This is a genomic window from Planktothrix sp. FACHB-1365 (assembly GCF_014697575.1).
GTDB lineage: Bacteria > Cyanobacteriota > Cyanobacteriia > Cyanobacteriales > Microcoleaceae > Planktothrix.
Window position 1 is genome coordinate 88,855 of sequence record NZ_JACJSC010000012.1, and the last position, 19,369, is coordinate 108,223.

Consider the following 19,369-nt stretch of genomic DNA (forward strand, 5'->3'; position numbering starts at 1 on the left):
AAACAACTGATAACTGGCACAAACGTGCCATGGCACGTCTCTACTGATAACTGATTACTGATAACTGATTACTGATAACTGATTACTGATTTTTGGTAATGGGATTAAAACGACGGGAATTTTTACAACAAGCTGGCTTACTGCTGGCGGCGCTGGGGATTCAGGGAGGACTTTATGAGCGTTCCTATCAAGCCTTAGCACAGCCAACCCGAAGAAAGTTAGCTTTATTGGTGGGAATTAATCAATATCCCAGTGGAAATCGAATTGAAGAACCGTTGCAAGGTTGTTTAACGGATGTGGAATTGCAACGCAATTTATTAATGTATAAATTTGGGTTTCAACCCGATGATATTCTCACGTTAACCAACGAAGCTGCAACTCGTAACCAAATTGAATCTGCTTTTATTTCCCATTTAATTGAACAAGCTCAAATGGGGGATGTGGTACTGTTTCATTTTAGTGGTTATGGCAGTTGTATTCCCCGTAATGATCTTGTTTCTAATCAGCCTCAAATTCAATATTCTTATCTGCCTGTTGATGCCGAAGTATCAGAACAGGAAACGGTTAATGATATTTTAGAAGATACGTTATGGTTATTATTGCGATCGCTACCGACCTCTGAAGTCATTACGGTTTTAGATACAAGTTTTATTTATCCTGGACATCATCAACAAGGGACGCTTAAAATTCGTGCCGCCTCAAGTCCAACAACCTTGGAAATTAATCCCACAGAACTGGATTTACAACAGCAATTGTTATCTCGTTTCAACCTTTCACAAGAAGAATTAGAATACCGAAAACCGGGTCAATTACCCGGATTAGTCTTAGCCGCATCTAAACCGTCCCAAGTCGCCACAGAAGGCCGATGGGATGGCTTTAATGCCGGATTATTTACCTATACTTTAACCCAAGCTTTTTGGGGTGCAAGCCCCTTCCCGAATTTAACGGCCCAAATCCGCCGAGTGGCGGGAGAAGTTGAACAAATCGTTGGGCCGTGTCAGCAACCTCAACTCCGCAGAAGCTTAAATCCTGCTCAAGCTGAATCAGATGTTTCTCTAGGGAGTTTGTGGGTTCCCGCTTTACCTGTTGATGGGGTAATAACGGGGGTTGAAGAGAATGGGAAAACCGCTCAAGTTTCATTAACAGGGCTACCAACGTTTGTATTAGATTCATTGGGTTTAAATACAATATTAACGATTATTTCAGAGTCTAATTATTTAGAAAATCCGGTTTATTTACAACTGCGTTCTCGCGCGGGATTAAAAGCAAAAGCGCAGATAAAAAACACGGATTTAAACTTACCTTTTGGGTTGGAAGTTGGGCAAAAACTACAAGAATTTATTCGAATTTTACCGAGGCAAATTAATTTAAAAATCGCCTTAGATCCTCAATTAAATCGAATTGAACGGGTGGATGCGACCAGTGCATTTTCGGGGTTTTCTCGGATGACAATTGTAGCGAGTGATCAACCTGCGGATTATTTACTCAGTCGCGTTACGGATACGACCATCGCCCAAGCTTTAAATACTCCCTTATCGCCGATTTTTCAAGGACGTTATGGCTTATTCTCCAAGGGTTCAGTGTTGATTCCCGATACCATTGGTGAAGGAGGAGAGGCGGTAAAAGTGGCGGTACATCGGTTAATTCCCCAACTCAAAACCCGTTTAGCCATTAAGTTATTACGATTAACAGAAAATGAACGCTCTTTGCAGTTAAAAGTGAGAGCAACTTTAAATTTATTAGCCCCTCAATCTCAAGTTTTAATTAAACGGGAAACAACTGGAATTTTAAACAAAATTAATCGAGAAAATGCTCAATCTGTTAATTCTATTTCAACTTTAAGCCCATCTTTTATGTCGGCTTCCGAAAATCAAGGAATTGTGACAGTTTCTGTAGGGAGTCGTTTACAATATCAACTGCAAAATCAGGGAGAGTTTCCCGTTTATTTTCTACTGTTTTATGTTAATAGTGAAGGACAAACCTATCTATTTCATTCAGGTTTTGATCCTCAGCAACAACAAATTGCACCGGGTAAATCTATGAGTGTCCCTCCCGCTACAGTTTACAGTGGTAACTCTTCTACGGAAATTATCGGAGAACTGGTTAAAAGTCCAGCCGGATTAGCAGAAACCCAGGTGATTTTAAGCCAAAATCCCTTTGTGGAAACCTTAACAATTTTAGATAAAAGCATTAAAAAAAGTGAGGGATTATTGAAGTTCAACTTAATCTCAAATCCTTTAGATATTGCTGATGCCATTTTACAAGATTTGAATCGAGGCAGTCAACAAAGTTTAGACAAAATGGGAGTGATTACGGATGATTTGGCTTTAGATATTAATAGCTGGGCAACGTTTAATTTTGTTTATCGGGTTGTGGGATAAGCTGTTGATATTGATAGTTCTTTAAACCGCGTTTTGAAACCTGATGAAACTAAAACCCAGAGCTATTCTCAATTCCTAAACCCTTGACCTAAAGCTGCCTCAACCGTCTCCTTAATATTCATTTACAAATCTTGTAATAAGTTCATAATGTTTTTTTTGATGAACAAGATGTTAACTTGTGGCAAAAACACTATAAATTAAAAAGTAAGCGAATCAAGAAACCGGAATCTTAAAGGAGCAGTACCAAGTCCCAACTAAAGCGATTCAATAGATATTGATCTACAGCCAACGGATTCGTTAAATTTAACAATTCCTTAATTTTTGGGACTCCATCCTCAACGGTTGATCCTGATTTTTTGAGGATAAAACCTCAGAATGAGTCACTTATATTTGTGGAGCATAAAGATATGCCAGAAACTATCACAAACTGCCGTAATATCGCCATTGTTGGCCCCTATTTAAGTGGGAAAACCGCACTTTTAGAAAGTATTTTGTCCGTGACAGGAGTAACCACTCGCAAAGGAACGGCAAAAGATGGTAACAGGGTTGGGGACAGTTCCCCAGAAGCCCGCGATCGCAATATGAGTGTAGAAGTTAATGCCGCCTGTACCGAATATGGCGGCATTCGCTTTACATTTTTAGACTGTCCGGGGTCTGTAGAATTTGCCCAAGAAACCTATAATGCTTTAATCGGAACGGGGTTAGCCATTGTCGTCTGTGAACCTGATCCCGGCCGGATTTTAACCTTATCTCCCCTGTTCAAATTCTTGGATGACTGGGAAATTCCCCATCTCGTTTTTATTAATAAAATGGATCGGGTTTGTACCGATGAGGAACGTTGTGTTACCAGTTTTAGCGAACTCTTGAATGCTTTAAAAGCGGTTTCCACTCGTCCTATTATTCCTCAACAATATCCCATTGGCAACGGTGAACAATTGGTCGGTTTTATCGATTTAATTACCGAACAAGCCTATCATTATCATCCCGGCGCTCCCTCTGATCCTGTACCCCTTCCCGAATCTCTCAAGGAAGCTGAACACGCTGCCCGTCAAGCGATGTTAGAGGAGTTAGCCAATTTTGACGATCATCTATTAGAAGAATTATTAGAAGAAATTGAACCGCCTCAAGATGAAATTGTCAAAGATTTAAAAATGGAATTAGGAGCGGATTTAATTGTACCTGTATTAATTGGGGTAGCGGAACAAGATCATGGGGTACGGGCATTATTGGATGCTTTAGTTCGAGAAGCACCGGAACCCGCCATTACCGCAGAACGACGGGGGCTGAAATCTTCCGAAGGATGGCCCATTGCCCAAGTGCTGAAAACCTATTACACCCCCCAAGGCGGTAAACTGTCCCTGGTGAGGGTTTGGCAGGGTAAACTCACCGAAGGCCAGACCTTAAATGGGGTACGACCGGGGGGAATGTATCGGCTGATGGGACAACAAACCCAAAGCGTACAAGTGGCAAAAACCGGGGATATTGTGGCTTTGGCGCGGATGGAAGGCATTCAAACCGGAGATACCTTAACAACGGAACTTAATCAATTAAAAAATCCGTTACCGAAAGCAACTTTATTACCGGCGGTTTATGGCTGGGCAATTACCCCGGAAAACCGCAAAGATGAAGTTAAAATTAGTGCGGCTTTATCTAAAATGTTAGATGAAGATCCCTCGTTAAGTTGGGAACAAAATGGAGATACCCATGAAATTATTTTATGGGGTCAAGGTCAAATTCATTTGCAAGTGACGTTAGATCGGTTACGGCGTAAATATAATTTACCGATGGTCACTCATTTGCCTCGGATTCCTTATAAAGAAACCATTCGCAAAAATACAAATTCTCACGGTCGTTATAAACATCAAAGTGGCGGTCATGGACAGTTTGGAGATGTGTATTTAGATATTAAACCTCAACCCCGTGGGGAAGGGTTTAATTTTGATGAAAGGATTGTGGGGGGTGTGGTTCCTCGTCAATATATTCCGGGTGTTGAAATTGGGGTGCGAGAATATTTAAGCCAGGGGCCTTTAGGGTTCCCCGTTGTTGATGTGGCGGTAACATTAACTAATGGTTCCTATCATTCTGTGGATAGTTCCGAACAAGCTTTTAAACAAGCAGCTCGGTTAGCCATGCAGTCAGGAATGGAAAAATGCGAACCCGTTTTATTAGAACCGATTACTTCTGTTGAAATTTGTGCACCCAGCGATTTTACCTCCCAAATGTTTCAGTTAATTACCGGGCGTCGGGGGCAAATTTTAGGCTATGAAGCTATGTCAGACTGGAAAGGATGGGATAAAATTTCTGCCTATATTCCCCAGGCGGAAATGCAGGATTTAATTGTAGAATTGCGTTCTTTAACGTTAGGAGTAGGTTATTTCAATTGGCAATTCGATCATTTACAAGAAGTTCCTGAAAAGTTAACGGAACGGATTTTAGCAACGAGTAACGGGAATGGTAATAGTAAATCCTAAATTCCTGTAAGTAAAAAATCTCCCTTTTCGAGTTAACAGCATTAGGGAGATTTCTAGCTTCTATAGTGCTACTTGAAGAGGGAACAGGGAACAGGGAACAGGGAACAGTAAGAAGTGAAAGGGTTTCAGGTTTTACTCATTGTCAAACACCAATCATGCGTAGCACTATTGAATTAATTATTTTGGCGACGGCGGGACTCATTGCTGGCATTTTAGCAGGCTTTTTAGGGATTGGCGGCGGGACAGTTTTAGTCCCCTTATTGGTAGCGTTAGGATATACCCCCGTTGAAGCCGTTGCTACCAGTAGTTTATCAATTGTGATTACCGCAATTTCGGGGAGTGTACAAAATTGGCGCATGGGATATCTTAGTTTCAATCGTGTGATTGGTATTGGATTTCCGGCTATATTAACCGCACAAATTGGGGTATTTTTGGCAGAATTATTTTCCTCCCGATTATTATTATTTTTATTTGGGTGTTTATTGTTATTCAATGTTTATTTAGTAGAAGTGCGTCAACAAATAACAGCCCAGAAAAAACAACAAGAAGCACAACAAGTTTCTGATTCTGCTATTTCTTCTAATCAAAATATCCTCTTTAATCCAGTATTTGCTCGAATTTTAACGGGAGGGACTGCGGGAATTCTAGCTGGGTTATTTGGAGTGGGGGGTGGAATTATTATGGTTCCTTTGCAAATTGTTTTATTAGGAGAAACCATTAAAGTTGCAATTCAAACCAGTCTAGGAGTCATTGTTATTACAGCTATTTCTGCTTGTGCTGGACACGCTATTCAAGGAAATGTTTTATGGATTCAAGGAATTATATTAGGATTAGGGGGATTATTGGGAGCGCAAATTAGTACCCGGTTTTTGCCTAAATTATCGGATAAAACGGTTAGTTTAATGTTTAGAATTTTCTTAGTTATTCTTTCTGTTTATATCTTTAAACAAGCCGGGATGCAACCCTAACACCTTTCAGATTCACTTTCTAAAGGGGGAAATTAAAAACCAGAGCTAGGAAACTCACCAAATTTCTCTACAAACCCTTCATTCTTTAACCTTGTAGAGCCTTTTGAGATTGATCTCCCAGATAGTGCAATACTAAATTAATCGTGTCTTGTTTCACCCATCCTTTTTGTACCGCTAATGTACCGAATTGAAGATTGGTTGGGGGTTTTTCCGTGAGAATCTCCTCAATTTGTTGCTCATCTAACAGTTTAGCTAATTTTAAATATTCACTTAACGGTTTCTGATGGGGATTTTGATATAGATTCCGTAAATCTTCTACGAAAAACTTAATCGTTTCGGGTTCAATCAAGCCTTGATCAACTAAAATTTCTCCTAAGCGTAGATGATTGAGGTGGGTTTTTTGTGCTTTTAAAGCAACTTTAATTTGAAATTCTGTAATTAACCCCGCTTGACGGAGTAAATAACCCAGGGGTAAGAATCGCGGTTGATTGGAATTAACGGTTTTAGATAAAGGTTGAACATTTGGGGACGGAGACGGTTTCACCCTGACCATTTGGGGTTGATAGTCATAGAAAGAATTAGTGAACCCATCATTAGAAGAGGATACAATTGACATTTGTGATTTCGTGACTAATTCTAGCCAAGAAATTGGGATTGTAATCGGCCAAAATACTGATGTTAATGCTAAAACCCCCCACGAACTTTGATCTGTTAATGGTGTTGTTGAATCCTCGACGAATGCTTTAAAGCACACCGAAAACGAAGCTAAAACTCCTACTGTGTAATAGGCAATTAATATTTCCATTAGACTCTCTCTTCTTAGTCAGTGGTAGTAGCACTTTAAATCAAAAAATACAATCTCTGGTCAAATGAGTTAATAAATGAACCCTAGTGGAAAATCGACAGTTTAATTTGTAATTAGAACCTGATTTTAAACGGTTCTCCATCTTATATTATCAAGTGTTGTGTTAAGATTTGAATACTTTAGTGAGTTTTTTTGTAAAAGTTTAGTAAAATCTTGAAACAAAAAAAGAGAGTTGAGGGAAAGACTAGACGAACGCTTCAACCTCAACCCTCTAAAAAAGACAGTTTCAGGGTCTAAATTGGATTAGGGGAGACGATCAGCTAAAGCATCACGGGCTTGTTCTCGGTCATCAAAATGAATTTTTTCGGTTCCCAAAATTTGATAATCTTCGTGACCTTTTCCCGCAATTAAAACGCCATCTCCCGGTTGAGCATCTAAAATGGCTTGATGAATGGCTTTAGCCCGATCAGCAATGACAATAGGCTTAATATTGTCGGGAATTCCGGCTAAAACATCTTGCAAAATCCGCTCAGGATCTTCGGTGCGGGGATTATCTGAGGTGACAACGGCCAGATCCGCTAATTCTGCGGCAATTTTCCCCATTTTGGGGCGTTTGGTGCGATCGCGATCGCCCCCACACCCAAATACACAAATCATCCGACCTGGAATAAACGGACGGGACGCCTTCAATAAGTTCTCTAAACTATCGGGGGTGTGAGCATAATCCACAATCACACTAATATCCTGATTCGGGCTCATTTGCACCCGTTCCATACGGCCCGGAACCCCCGGAAACTCGGCAATTTTCTCGACTAAACGGGTTAAATCTAAGCCCAAACTTAACCCCGCCCCCAAAGCGGCTAACAAATTCGATAAATTATATTGACCGACCAACGGTAAATAAAACTCAGCCTCTCCTTGGGGAGTATGGAGAACCCCCTTCACCCCTGTAGGTTTATAACACAGTTGATCCGCCCATAAATCGGCCGTTGAGTCGTGGGTACTATAACTCCAAGCTTGATCTCCCAACTGGGCGATTAACCGTTGACCGAATGGGTCGTCGGCGTTAATAATGGCTCGACCTTTGAGATATTGGGGACTAAATAATAAAGCTTTGGCTGCAAAATAATCCTCCATTGTGGGGTGATAGTCCAAATGATCTTGAGTCAAATTGGTAAACACCGCCACTTGAAAGGGACAACCGAGAACCCGCCCCTGATCTAAGGCATGGGAACTGACTTCCATCACCCCGAATTCACAACCCGCCGCCACCGCATCAGCCAGTTGTTCCTGAAGTTCAACGGAGAAAGGGGTGGTATGGGTTGCCGTTTCTTGAAATCCGGGCCAACGGGCGTAAAGGGTTCCCAGTAAAGCCGTTGGATGGTTAGTGTTGCTGAGGAGATATTCAATTAAATGGGTGGTGGTGGTTTTCCCATTGGTTCCTGTCACCCCCAGCAATTGTAATTTTTCGGCTGGATAATCATAAAACGCTGCTGCAATTTGGGCGCAGGTTTGGGTCATATCCGGGGAGGGAATAATGCAGGGGTGTTCGACTGCGATGCGGTCTTGGGTTTTCTCGGCGGCGGTTTGGGAGATGAAGGCAGCTACTGCACCAGAGGCGAGGGCACTAGGCCAAAATTCTCCCCCATCTACACGGGTTCCCGGCATTCCTAAGAATAAATCTCCCGGCCCAGAAGCGATAGAGTTGGTCGTTAACCCCTTGATTTCTTCCTCTAAAGCGGGGTGAGACTGAAAGGGTGTTGATATTCCTGCTTTTGCCAGTAACTCTTTGAGCTTCATCTGTTACCATTCCTCACAACTGGACTGATTTTATTTTGCATCATATCAGGGGGAAGCTGGCTATGTGAAACAGGCATTAAACAGGCAAGATGCCTGTTCCACTGACTTACCAATATTTTTGTAAGAGTTGTTCTAGCTGTATGACCGACATCCGGGGTGAGGGACGAGGAATGCGTTGTTCTATGTTATCACTATCAGTCGATTTAAACAGCACAGGAATTTCATATTGATAGGTTTGAAACCAATCTTCCCGGCTTGTAATATCTCGAATTTCTAATTGAAATTCTCCTAACTTTTGGGAAGAGGCTTGAATTTTTTCTAATTTTTCTTGTAAGCCTTCGCACAAATGGCAGCCCGGTTTACTGTATAAAATTAGTGTGATCATATAATACCTTTGACCTCCGATAATAAGAGTTGTGTTGCCTGTTCAGCTTCTAAGGGTTTAGCGAACAGATAGCCTTGTCCAAAGGGACAGCCTAATTGATGTAAAATTTTTCGTTGTTCACGGGTTTCTATGCCTTCGGCAACCACATCTAATTCTAAATTTTGAGCTAAAGAAATAATAGCTTTAACAATTTGTAAAGGTTGGCTGGTTTTTCCGGTAAAGGGGCTGGTTTTTTGATCTAAACGATTAACAAATGAGCGGTCAATTTTTAAACTATTTAAGGGGAATTGATGTAAATAACTCAAGGAAGAATACCCGGTTCCAAAATCATCAATGGATAAATGAATTTTGCGAGATCTTAATTGCGCTAGAATAATAAATGAGGTGGCTAAATTTTCCATAATCACACTTTCAGTAATTTCTAGCTTTAAATCACTGGGATTACAACCTGTTTCTGCTAGAATTTGATCGATTTGTTCTAAAAGGTTGGGTTGGCAAAGCTGTTTACTCGATAAATTAACACTCATGGTTAACGGATAAATGTTAGCCTCCAGATGATGTTTTTTGCTAGAAGGTTGGGTTGTTAAAGCTGTATGAAAACCCGCAAATTTTTGAGCTAATTGTTCTTGCCAAACTCGCAGTTGATGACAAGCTTCGCGTAAAACCCAAGCCCCTAATGGAATAATTAATCCCGTTTCTTCTGCAACTGGAATAAACTCCGCAGGTGAGACTAAACCTCGTTTTGGATGAAACCAACGGACTAAGGCTTCAAATCCTGTAATTTTACCCGTAGATAAAGAAACAATCGGTTGATAATAAACTTTAAAACCCTTGAGATTTATGGGTTGAGGTGGAGAAGATTCTAATAAATGTTCTGTCGTTTGTAAGACCTTGGGATGAGGATTTTCTGAAGGCGTTAAGGATTCTGAACGGGGGGGAGTTCCGATTCGCATTCGCCCATAAATCGCCTGTCTTAAATCCGTTTCAAGCTGCAACATTGACATCGCTTGACTATGAATCGTTAAGTCAAACACTTCATATCGAGCTTTACCTTTGGCTTTTGCCCGATACATGGCAATATCGGCATCTCGTAAAAAATCTTCAGGATTATTATACAATAAACACTGATAAGATTCACTATCATTTTCCAATTGCTGATAATAACCTCGGCTGGGAACAATCCCAATACTAACGGTTGTAAAAATCTCATGTCCTTGAATATAAAACGGCTGAGTTAATTCATCATGAATTTTCTCCGCCATTCTCGTCGCATCGGTAATATTTTGAATCTGATGAATCAAAATTGTGAATTCATCTCCCCCTAAACGAGCAACGGTATCAACCGGATTAACACAGTAGAGAAGGCGGTGAGAAATTTCAATTAAGAGTTGATCTCCAATCAAATGTCCTAAACTATCATTTACAACTTTAAACCGATCTAAATCTAAAAATAAAACGGCAAACTGATAATTAGGTTCTTTGCGAGATCGTTTTAAGGCTTGGGCTAAACGTTCATTAAAAAAGCTACGATTTGGCAGTTGGGTCAGGGCATCATGTAAAGCTTCATACATCAGTTGAGCTTCAAATCGTTTTCGTTCGGTAATATCCCGAATAATAATTTGAATCGCCAATTGACCTTGATACGTTGCTGGAATTCCTACAATTTCGACATCAATTACTTCTCCGGTTAACCGAGTTAATTTTTGTTCTATTAAATCTAAAGGTTGCTGTTTGTTGATTGGGTCTTGAATTTGAGACTGAATTAAAGTCAAATAATCAGGAGGAAGAAAATCAAAAATAGAACGACCGATTAAATCTTGAGGACGATTAGCTCCTAAAAGTTTGGCTCCAGCCATATTAATATAAACCAATTCTTCTCCATTATGAATAGCAATGGTTTCGGGAGACAATTCGACTAAACGGCGATAGCGTTCTTCGCTTTCTCGCAAAGCTAACTCCGCTTTTGCCCGTTGTTGTTCCGTTTGGTTAGCAGCAATAAATCGACCAATACTTTGAGCCATTAATTCTAAAATTTCCAGTTCATGGGATTCATAAGTAATGGTTTTAGCTTCTAAACAAGCAAACCCCAATGTGCCATAAATTTCGCCATTAACCCATAAGGGTGTTCCTAAACAGGTTTCTAAATGAAATCTTTGATAGCTTTCAAGTTGATTGAATTGAGAATTTTTCCCAATCTGGGTATGAACTTGGGTCGTCTGGGTCTGAATCACTTGCTTACAGTAACTTTCTTCTAAAGGGATAATACTACCCGGTTGAATTAAATCTAAATCTGAATGAACCGTATCGATAATAATCTGATTGTTTTCTATTCGGCTAATAAAACCCATAGACAGTTGAAAAATTTCACAACCCGCCTGAAGATAATCCCGAAAGAGTTCATTCAAATTTTGATGGTTATAGGTGGTAATCCGATGTAAATTTTTGAGATGGGAACTAAACTGAGCCAAAGCTTGGGATTTTGAAACTAAATCTTGTTCAGATTGTTTGCGTTTAGTTATGTCTGCTTGGATGCCAATAAAATGGGTCAAATGCCCTTTAGGACTATACACCGGAGCGATGGAAAGTTCATTCCAAAAAAACGTCCCATCTTTGCGATAATTCCGCAATTCTACATGACATTCTGTTCCTTCTAAAATCCCTCGGCGAATGGCTTCAACTTCTGGCTTGTTAGGATCATTCCCTTGTAAAAATCGGCAATTTTTTCCTAAAACTTCTTCTCGGCTGTATCCGGTAATTTGCTCAAACCCAGAATTAACAAAAATAATTGGATTATCCGGTTGAGTCGCATCGGTAATCACAATTCCATTACTACTACTATCAATCGCCCGTTCCATTAAATGTAACCGTTCTTCGGCCCGATGGCGTTCAATGGCTGCGGCTAACACATTGGCAATGGCTTCCAAAAAATGAACATCTTCTGGGGTAAACTGACGAGGGTTATGGCTATGGACACTTAAAACTCCCCAGGTCATGGATACCGGAAACTGTAATTGTTCTGGGCTGACTATTGAGTCTTGGCCCCAACGGGAAATCACCACACTCATCCCGCTAATAATTCGATGATTATGCAGCAGGGGACTCCCGGAAAATCGAGTTTCTACCCGCAAATCATCCACAATCACAGGTTCATTTTTGAATAAGGTATACCCGGCTTGAGAGGTGACATGGGCACTAACCCGGGCATTCCCCACCAGTCCCCGTTGCCAACCGACGCCCGCCCGCAACCAAAACGCATGGCCACCGGGCATGAGTTCCAAGAGTTTACAATATTCTACATCCAGGGTTTTGACGACGGCAGAAACCACTTCATTCATCAAGGTGCCCAGGTCGGACTGAATCAAAGCTTGTTGACCCAGGTAAGCAACGGTCGCCTGCTGACTGACCTTGGATTGTAAAGTGGCTAAGAGTTGATGTTGAACTGGAAGGGCTGGAATTTCTTCCAAGATTTCCTGAACGTTGATTAACAGGGTTGTTAACTGGCCGAATTCGTTGCGTAAAGGTAAAATCGTTGTCCGACACTGGCTTAATGTTCCATCTTGGCGTTGCCAGGGCAGGTCACGGGTACAGCCGGAACAGTTATAGCAATGATTTTGAGCGCAGAGGTCAGTAACCAGATGATGAAACAGGGGAAAATTTAAGGCTTCTAGGGTTTTACCCAGAACTTGAGATTTGTCATAACCAAACATCTGTGTGGCTGTGGTATTCCACTCAATAATCTGGTCTTCTGCATTAATTAAAATTACCCCGTCTTGCCAATGATCAAAACTGGGGATAGGGCGTGACGGTAGGGGATGATGGGAGAAATTTGGAATCAGATTCGAGTAGGTGGATACAATCAATGATTCCCCATTCAGCGTCAATAACCGCATGGAGATCATTGTCCAGTAAAGCGCTCCATCAGCCTTCTTGACTTGTAGGGGTTGTTGTTGAATACAATTTTTTTTTCGCAGTGTTTCCAGCAGGATTTCTCGATCCGTGAGATTGGCAAATAGATCGGAATCAGTAAAATTTAAAGGTTCGCCGATCAGAAATCCAAAGGTGTTTTGAAAGCAAGAATTGTAATAATAAATTCGGCCATCAGTCACCCGGCTGATTAGCAAGGGAACTTGCAATAATTCTGCAATAACTTGTATTAGGGCTTGGCTGTCTTGCAATGCAACCTCCACATCCGAATCCATGACCCATCTGCGATCAATGGATGCAATGGGATAAAGTTGTTCTTGATCTCCCTGTGTCCCGTGTTTGTTGAGCATCAACTAGGTTCCAGCATTTTTGGTTCGATTACTCGTGGTTATCGCTCACTGGCAGAGTATTCGATGCACCAAGGGTTTTTATCTGCTCCTCCCTATATATTCTACGATTATCATCATTAAATTTTGACTTTTTTAACGAAAATTAAAAAAAAGTTAACGGACATCTAGGCTTTGATTTAACAGCAGTGTCACTACAAGAGCAAAATTGCTTGCTCAATTAATGCCCTTGTCCCTGATAATTCTTTCTAAAAATAAAAATTTTAGGGTGAAAATCGAGGTGTTTCGTTACTTTTGTGTTACAATCAAGATCCTACTTAAATCTTAGAAGGATTGCATCTCTCTACAGAAGGATCAAGCTGCTGGGAAAATTTTCTCTACATTAAAACAAATCAATTTAGACGATCTCATGTAGCTCTTTTTTCAAATCTGATTAAACCATCGCAATTGTGATCACCAGAGAGAAGAAGAAATAAAGAACAGAATATCCTGAAAATTTGAAGTTAGTAAATATTAAGGGAATAGGGATAAAGTGATTATTTTCGAGTTGAATTCCCTACACCCTCATTTTTTTGTTGGGGTTTACTGTTACTGAAGCAACGCCAGGACTCGTTTAACGCTTTCGGGGAAAATCACAACCAGGCTACCAGGAGAAGCTTCCTTGAAGGCTGTTTCAAGGGCTGCTGTTTCTTGGAGAATAATATCACAGTCAAAATCAGGATTTTCCTGTTTAATCCCAATCTGAATATATTTAGCCACGTCTCCCCTTGGACATCCGCGATTATCCTCATCTTCTTTAATAATAATGCGCTCGAACATTTGCGCCGCCAAGCGTCCTAATTCGATAAAATCTTCCTTACGGCGATCGCCCGGTGCACCAACAACTCCAATCCGTTTACCATCGGGCCAATTACGAACAAACTCCAAAATCGCTTGGAAACTCGCTCGATTATGGGCATAATCCAATAAAATATGGAAAGACTGATAAGGAATTAAATTCATCCGCCCAGGGGTTTGTTCCACCGACATCTCAAACGTCCGCAACCCCTGACTAATCTCGGCAATGGTCACGCCCTGGAGATAGGCTGCTAAACTCGCAGCAAGGGCATTGGCAATCATAAAGGGCGCTAACCCGCGTAACGTTAGGGGAACATTGGCCATTTGTTCAACGCGGATCATTTGTTCTCCTTTTAAAAAGGATAAATAACCGGATTCATAAATCGCAGCAACGCCTCCCTGGGCAACGTGTTCATTCACAATCGGGTTATCAGCTTGGAATGAAAAATAAGCAACTTTCGCTTTTAAGTGTGATGCCATCGCGGCGACTAACGGATCATCGGCATTTAACACAGCATACTTGTGAGCTACTTTTGCCACAACACTTTTGACGTCTGCCATTTCTTCAACGGTGTTAATATCCTGTAACCCTAAATGGTCTTCAGACACATTCAACACCACTCCCACATCACAACGATTAAACCCTAAGCCAGACCGGAGAATTCCCCCCCGTGCGGCTTCTAAAACCGCAATTTCAACCGTCGGATCATTTAAAATTAAAGCGGCACTAGCAGGCCCGGTATTGTCTCCCGCTTCGGCTAAAAAATCTCCGATATAAGTGCCGTCGGTGGTGGTATACCCAACGACTTTTTGAGTTTGTTTAAAAATATGGGCCGTTAAACGGGTGGTGGTGGTTTTACCGTTGGTTCCGGTAATGGCGGTAATCGGAATCTGGGCGGAGGTTCCGGGAGGATACAGCATATCCACAATCGGGGCTGCCACGTTGCGGGGGTTGCCTTCATTGGGTTGAATGTGCATCCGTAACCCTGGTGCGGCGTTAACTTCCACAATGACTCCATCCACTTCCCGCAATGGCCGACTAATATCGGGGGCGGTAATATCAATTCCGGCAATATCTAAACCGATAATTTGAGCCGCCCGTTCTGCAATCCAAATATTTTCCGGGTGGATTTCATCGGTACGGTCAATTGCAATACCCCCGGTACTTAAATTTGCGGTTGCTTTGAGATAACAAACCTGTCCCGATTTAGGAATACTGTCTAAATGATAACCTTGTTGATCTAAAATATCAATACTTTGGCGATCTATTTCAATACGAGTTAACATATTTTCGTGACCCATTCCACGACGAGGATCACGGTTCGTGTCTTCGACTAATTCGACTAAGGTGGAACGACCATTTCCAACTACATGAGCCGGAACTCGTTGAGCGACTGCCACAACTTTTCCTTGGACAACTAAGACGCGATAATCATTGCCTTTATAGTAACGTTCAACAATCACACTGCCGATTTTAGATTCATTTTTTGCCATTTGATAAGCATCTTCAGCTTCATGCCAAGTTTGAATATCCAGAGTAATACCACGACCATGATTTCCATCCAAAGGTTTTAAAACAATGGGAAATCCCCCAATATTATCAATGGCATTTTCTAAATCATCTAAACTATTAATTACCGTGCCTTTGGGAACGGGTAAACGGGCTGCATCTAAGAGGGTTTTTGTGCCTTCTTTATCGCAAGCAAATTCAATGGCTAAAATATTACTACCATCGGTTTGTGACGCTTGAATTCGTCGTTGATTTTTACCATAACCGAGTTGAATCACATGGCGGGCGGGTAATTCTCTCCAAGGAATTCCACGAGATTCTGCTTCTTGAACAATAGCCTCCGTTGTTGGGCCGAGTTGAGCGTCTAGGAAAATTTCTTGTAAGTCTTGTAAATCGTGTTGCAGTTCTGTTTTGCGATAATATCCATCATCAATTAAACGATGGCATAACCTCACGGCGGCTCGGGCTGCATAGCGTCCCGCTTCAGCAATTTTATATTGAAAAATGACCCGGTAGACTCCGGTTTGAGAACTGGGACGAGTACAACCAAATTCGACAGGCATTCCCGCTAAGGTTTGCAATTCTAAGGCAACTTGTAGCACGATATCACTCATCAAGATTCCGGTTTTTACATTTGTCATGAAATCTTGATATTTGGATTGATTGAAATGGGGGAAGATTTCTAGTAGTCCTTCGTAGAACTCTGGAATTTCAGGGGTGTAGCGATTATCCTTTTCTAAATCGAGGTGAATAATAATCAGGTGATGGTGCTCAATACTCCAATAGTTCGGCCCGCATAAGGTCTGGGTTTTTAGAATTTTCATACTCATTGCCTCCTAAACTTTTGAATTCAGTGATTTGTGTTCCTCTTCATGGGGGAATCTTAGGCAACTCCAATTCACGATTTCAGCTTAGGGTAAATTATCCCACAATTTCAGAAAATGGGCGGGGTAAATTCCTAGAAATTGGGTAATTTTTTCTAAAATTTAAGGAAAATATTAGATTCTGTAGCTAAAGCCTATCGGATTAATTTTTTACGGCTATTTTAAAAATCCATAGGAATATAATTAGATTGATCAATTAAACGTTTGATCCAAGATTGAATAGCCGGAAATGAAGTTAATTTAAAATCCCCTTCTTCGGCAACATGGGTATAAGCAAATAAACTGATATCGGCAATAGTATAGCGATCGCCTACAAAAAAGCGATGCGTTTCTAAATGGTTTTCCATAACTTGTAAGGCTGCATAACCGGGTTGACGTTTTTGTTCTAATGCTTGTTGATAGTCCTGAGCTTTTCCTAAAATTTTGATCCAATAGCGGGAGGTAGCAATATAAGGTTCATGACTATATTGTTCAAAAAACATCCATTGCAGGACTTGAGTTTGTTCAAAGCGATCCTCTGGAAAAAACTCTGTTCCTTGACTTAAATAAAATAAAATAGCATTTGATTCGGGTAAAAACTTTCCGGTTTCTAATTCTAAAACGGGAACTCGTCCGTTAGAATTTTTCTTTAAAAATTCAGGTGTGCGACTTTCTCCTTTGACAATATCAATTTCAATGCGTTCAAAGGGAAGATGCAGTTGAGTTAACAGCAAACGAACTTTATAGCAATTTCCAGAGGTGGAATACTCATACAACCTGAACATAGAATTTATCCTCTTTTTAAAGTCACAATTGATCAACTTCAATATACCATTAAAGCATTAAGACTCAGACATATCTATCTACTAAATGTTGACAAATTTGAAATTATGTGATAAAGTTAGTGAGATTTACAGCTATTCTAAAATTTGCAGAAAATTTCTGGGCGATAGAGATCAAATTCCCCTCTACAAGTAATATAAAAATATCAATAAAATAGCTGTATCATCAATAAATCGAGGTTAACGACTTACAGGGAGAGGAGCGATTAATGGCTCAAGAAACGATGAGTAAAACCCGATTGGAATTCTCCGAAGTGCCAATCGCCAAAGAACCGATCTCGGTAGAAGCTTATGCCGATGAACTCATGGACGACATTTTTTCCGATGTCGAACGTGTGATGCAGGGAGAATCCCGGCTACCCCAGGAACCTGCACAACCGGAATTTGTTTCGCTAAAATCGATTAAAGTTCCTCAGATTATTCTGCCTCCAATGCCCCGGTCGGAGGAAGAAGACGCCGAAAAATTACGCGATGCCAGCGCAGAAAAATCCTCTCCATCCCTGGATCGGATTCTGCTCATCGCCGCGTTTTCATCATTATTGATTACCTTATTATTATGGTTAGCAACCCGGGGCGGTTTAGGGCGGTTATTTGCCCCCGAACCTGTCGCTATAGCCCCGGAACCGGTTTTAGATGCCAAAACTAAAGCGGATATTCAATTTTCCAATTATATTGAGCGATCCCTGAGCAATATTCAACAACAGAATCAACAAACCCCGTTAGGGTTGCCCCTTTTACCTCCACCTGTTCCTAACACAGCCTTACCCACCCTTCCAGTTCCTGGGACTCCTCCCGTTGCTCAGACGGCTCCTGTGATGGATACTAATAACCTCGTCGCCGCGATTAACCGTGTGGCGGGGGCGATTCAAGATGCGTCGAATCAAACAGCCTCTCTGTCTCAACAGGTGATGAATACTTTGGCTAAGGGACAACAACCCGCGCCGCCTGTCTCAACGGCGGTTCCCGGTGGCCGGAATTCGGGTTCTGTGCCCGCACCTGCGCCTAAAACAACCACCCCAGCCCCCAAACCGGAAGCGCAAGCCAAACCTGCTCCAGCTTTGGAAGCGGTTCCCCCCACACCCCAAATTCAACAAGCTGCACCCGAAAGTAGTCCTGTGCCACCCCCTGCGGCGGTGACTCCACCCCCCGCAGAACAGCCTACAGCCGTTAACCCTGCACCTGCAACCACCCATACCTTAGTGGGGATTTTGGAATTGGGTGATCGTTCGGCGGCTTTGTTTGAAATTAACGGAGTGGCTCGTCGCATCTATGTGGGTGAAACCGTCGGAGCCAGTGGTTGGTCATTGGTTGAAGTCGCTAACCAAGAAGCTGTCATTCGTCGTAATGGGGAAGTTCGGACTATTTTTGTCGGACAACAGTTCTAAAATGTAGCTGTAGATCAGTCAAAGTCCCCCTTTTTAAGGCTATGCCCTGAGCTTGCCGAAGGGGGGATTTAGGGGGATCTAATCTAGGCAGATTGCTCAATTTTTCTGAACAGTTAGTTATTCCCCCTGTCCCCTTAGATTTAACTTTTAATTATGGGTTTATTTGAAGATTTTAGTCGATTTTTAGAGACTCGTTTAGAGGAGTTTCTCAAAGATAATCCCCATTTAGAATTACAAGCATTAGAAGAACAATTACGGGAACAAGAAGAGGATACATTACGGTTAATTGCTGAGTTGAACCGAGAAGAAAAAAAGCTACAAGCGGAAATTTTAGAAATTGCTCAGGATATTCAAAAATGGCATAAATGGGTGCAAAAAGCACAAGCCGCCAATCGTTTAGATTTAGTCTCTGCGGCTCAAGAACGAGAAGCGGCGTTACTGCGTCAAGGAAATCAACGTTGGGGACAAATGCAAGGCGTGAAAGAACGGATTCAAAAATCTAAAGAACTCTATTATCAAGTGCAACAACGCCACAAAGAAGTTAAAGTCAAAGCGGCAGAAATGGAAGCCAACCGTGTGAAATCACAAACTCAACAAAAAGCTCAAAATCCTTGGGAAACTCAAGGGTGGAATCAAAGTAAATCCTATAGCAGTTCAAATTCCTCTGGTGATCCTTTAGAAGAGAAATTTAAACAATGGGCAATCGATGATGAATTAGATCAGTTAAAGCGAAATAAGGGACGTTAAACTTTTATTCCTCGGATTGTTCAAAATTCACTTGTTCATAAAGATCAGTTAAATTTATTTGAAACTCAACGGTACTTAAGGTTAAAATAGAATCAGCAGACTCA

General features: G+C 41.4%; 11 protein-coding genes. 5 read left to right on the plus strand and 6 right to left on the minus strand.

Annotated elements, in window-relative coordinates:
- The first annotated feature begins 98 nt into the window (after positions 1–98).
- The 3 genes from H6G57_RS15170 (at position 99) to H6G57_RS15180 (ending at position 5,820) form a co-directional block, all read left to right on the plus strand.
- The gene (locus H6G57_RS15170) at positions 99–2,381 is read left to right on the plus strand and encodes a caspase family protein (RefSeq protein WP_190519898.1); all 2,283 of its coding nucleotides are present in this window, start codon (positions 99–101) and stop codon (positions 2,379–2,381) included.
- Between the two features lie 407 nt (positions 2,382–2,788).
- On the plus strand, positions 2,789–4,852 hold the full coding sequence (locus H6G57_RS15175; RefSeq protein WP_190519900.1) for an elongation factor G: 2,064 nt from the start codon (positions 2,789–2,791) through the stop codon (positions 4,850–4,852).
- Positions 4,853–5,007: 155 nt separating this feature from the next.
- Positions 5,008–5,820, plus strand: coding sequence for a sulfite exporter TauE/SafE family protein (locus H6G57_RS15180; protein WP_190519902.1), 813 nt, complete (start codon positions 5,008–5,010; stop codon positions 5,818–5,820).
- Positions 5,821–5,905: 85 nt separating this feature from the next.
- Here H6G57_RS15180 and H6G57_RS15185 read toward each other — a convergent pair whose 3' ends face one another.
- The 6 genes from H6G57_RS15185 to H6G57_RS15210 form a co-directional block, all read right to left on the minus strand.
- Complete coding sequence (locus H6G57_RS15185) at positions 5,906–6,625, minus strand: hypothetical protein (RefSeq protein ID WP_190519905.1); 720 nt, start codon at positions 6,623–6,625, stop codon at positions 5,906–5,908.
- 303 nt (positions 6,626–6,928) lie between these two features.
- On the minus strand, positions 6,929–8,425 hold the full coding sequence (locus H6G57_RS15190; protein ID WP_190519907.1) for a UDP-N-acetylmuramoyl-L-alanyl-D-glutamate--2,6-diaminopimelate ligase: 1,497 nt from the start codon (positions 8,423–8,425) through the stop codon (positions 6,929–6,931).
- A gap of 106 nt (positions 8,426–8,531) precedes the next feature.
- A complete protein-coding gene (locus H6G57_RS15195; protein WP_309235918.1) occupies positions 8,532–8,807 on the minus strand; it encodes a glutaredoxin family protein in 276 nt (91 codons plus the stop codon).
- A complete protein-coding gene (locus H6G57_RS15200; RefSeq protein ID WP_190519911.1) occupies positions 8,807–13,084 on the minus strand; it encodes an EAL domain-containing protein in 4,278 nt (1,425 codons plus the stop codon). The genes H6G57_RS15195 and H6G57_RS15200 overlap by 1 nt, the downstream gene beginning before the upstream one ends.
- A gap of 585 nt (positions 13,085–13,669) precedes the next feature.
- Positions 13,670–16,252: a cyanophycin synthetase gene (gene cphA / locus H6G57_RS15205; RefSeq protein ID WP_190519913.1), complete on the minus strand. Its 2,583-nt coding sequence runs from the start codon at positions 16,250–16,252 to the stop codon at positions 13,670–13,672.
- A gap of 221 nt (positions 16,253–16,473) precedes the next feature.
- Positions 16,474–17,076 (minus strand): glutathione S-transferase family protein, encoded by a 603-nt coding sequence (locus H6G57_RS15210; protein ID WP_190519915.1) that lies wholly within the window; start codon positions 17,074–17,076, stop codon positions 16,474–16,476.
- A gap of 266 nt (positions 17,077–17,342) precedes the next feature.
- Here H6G57_RS15210 and H6G57_RS15215 point away from each other — a divergent pair, with 266 nt between their 5' ends.
- Both H6G57_RS15215 and H6G57_RS15220 read left to right on the plus strand, forming a co-directional pair.
- Positions 17,343–18,518: a hypothetical protein gene (locus tag H6G57_RS15215; RefSeq protein ID WP_190519917.1), complete on the plus strand. Its 1,176-nt coding sequence runs from the start codon at positions 17,343–17,345 to the stop codon at positions 18,516–18,518.
- A 153-nt stretch (positions 18,519–18,671) separates the two neighbouring features.
- The gene (locus H6G57_RS15220) at positions 18,672–19,265 is read left to right on the plus strand and encodes a TIGR04376 family protein (protein WP_190519919.1); all 594 of its coding nucleotides are present in this window, start codon (positions 18,672–18,674) and stop codon (positions 19,263–19,265) included.
- The last annotated feature ends 104 nt before the right edge of the window (positions 19,266–19,369 follow it).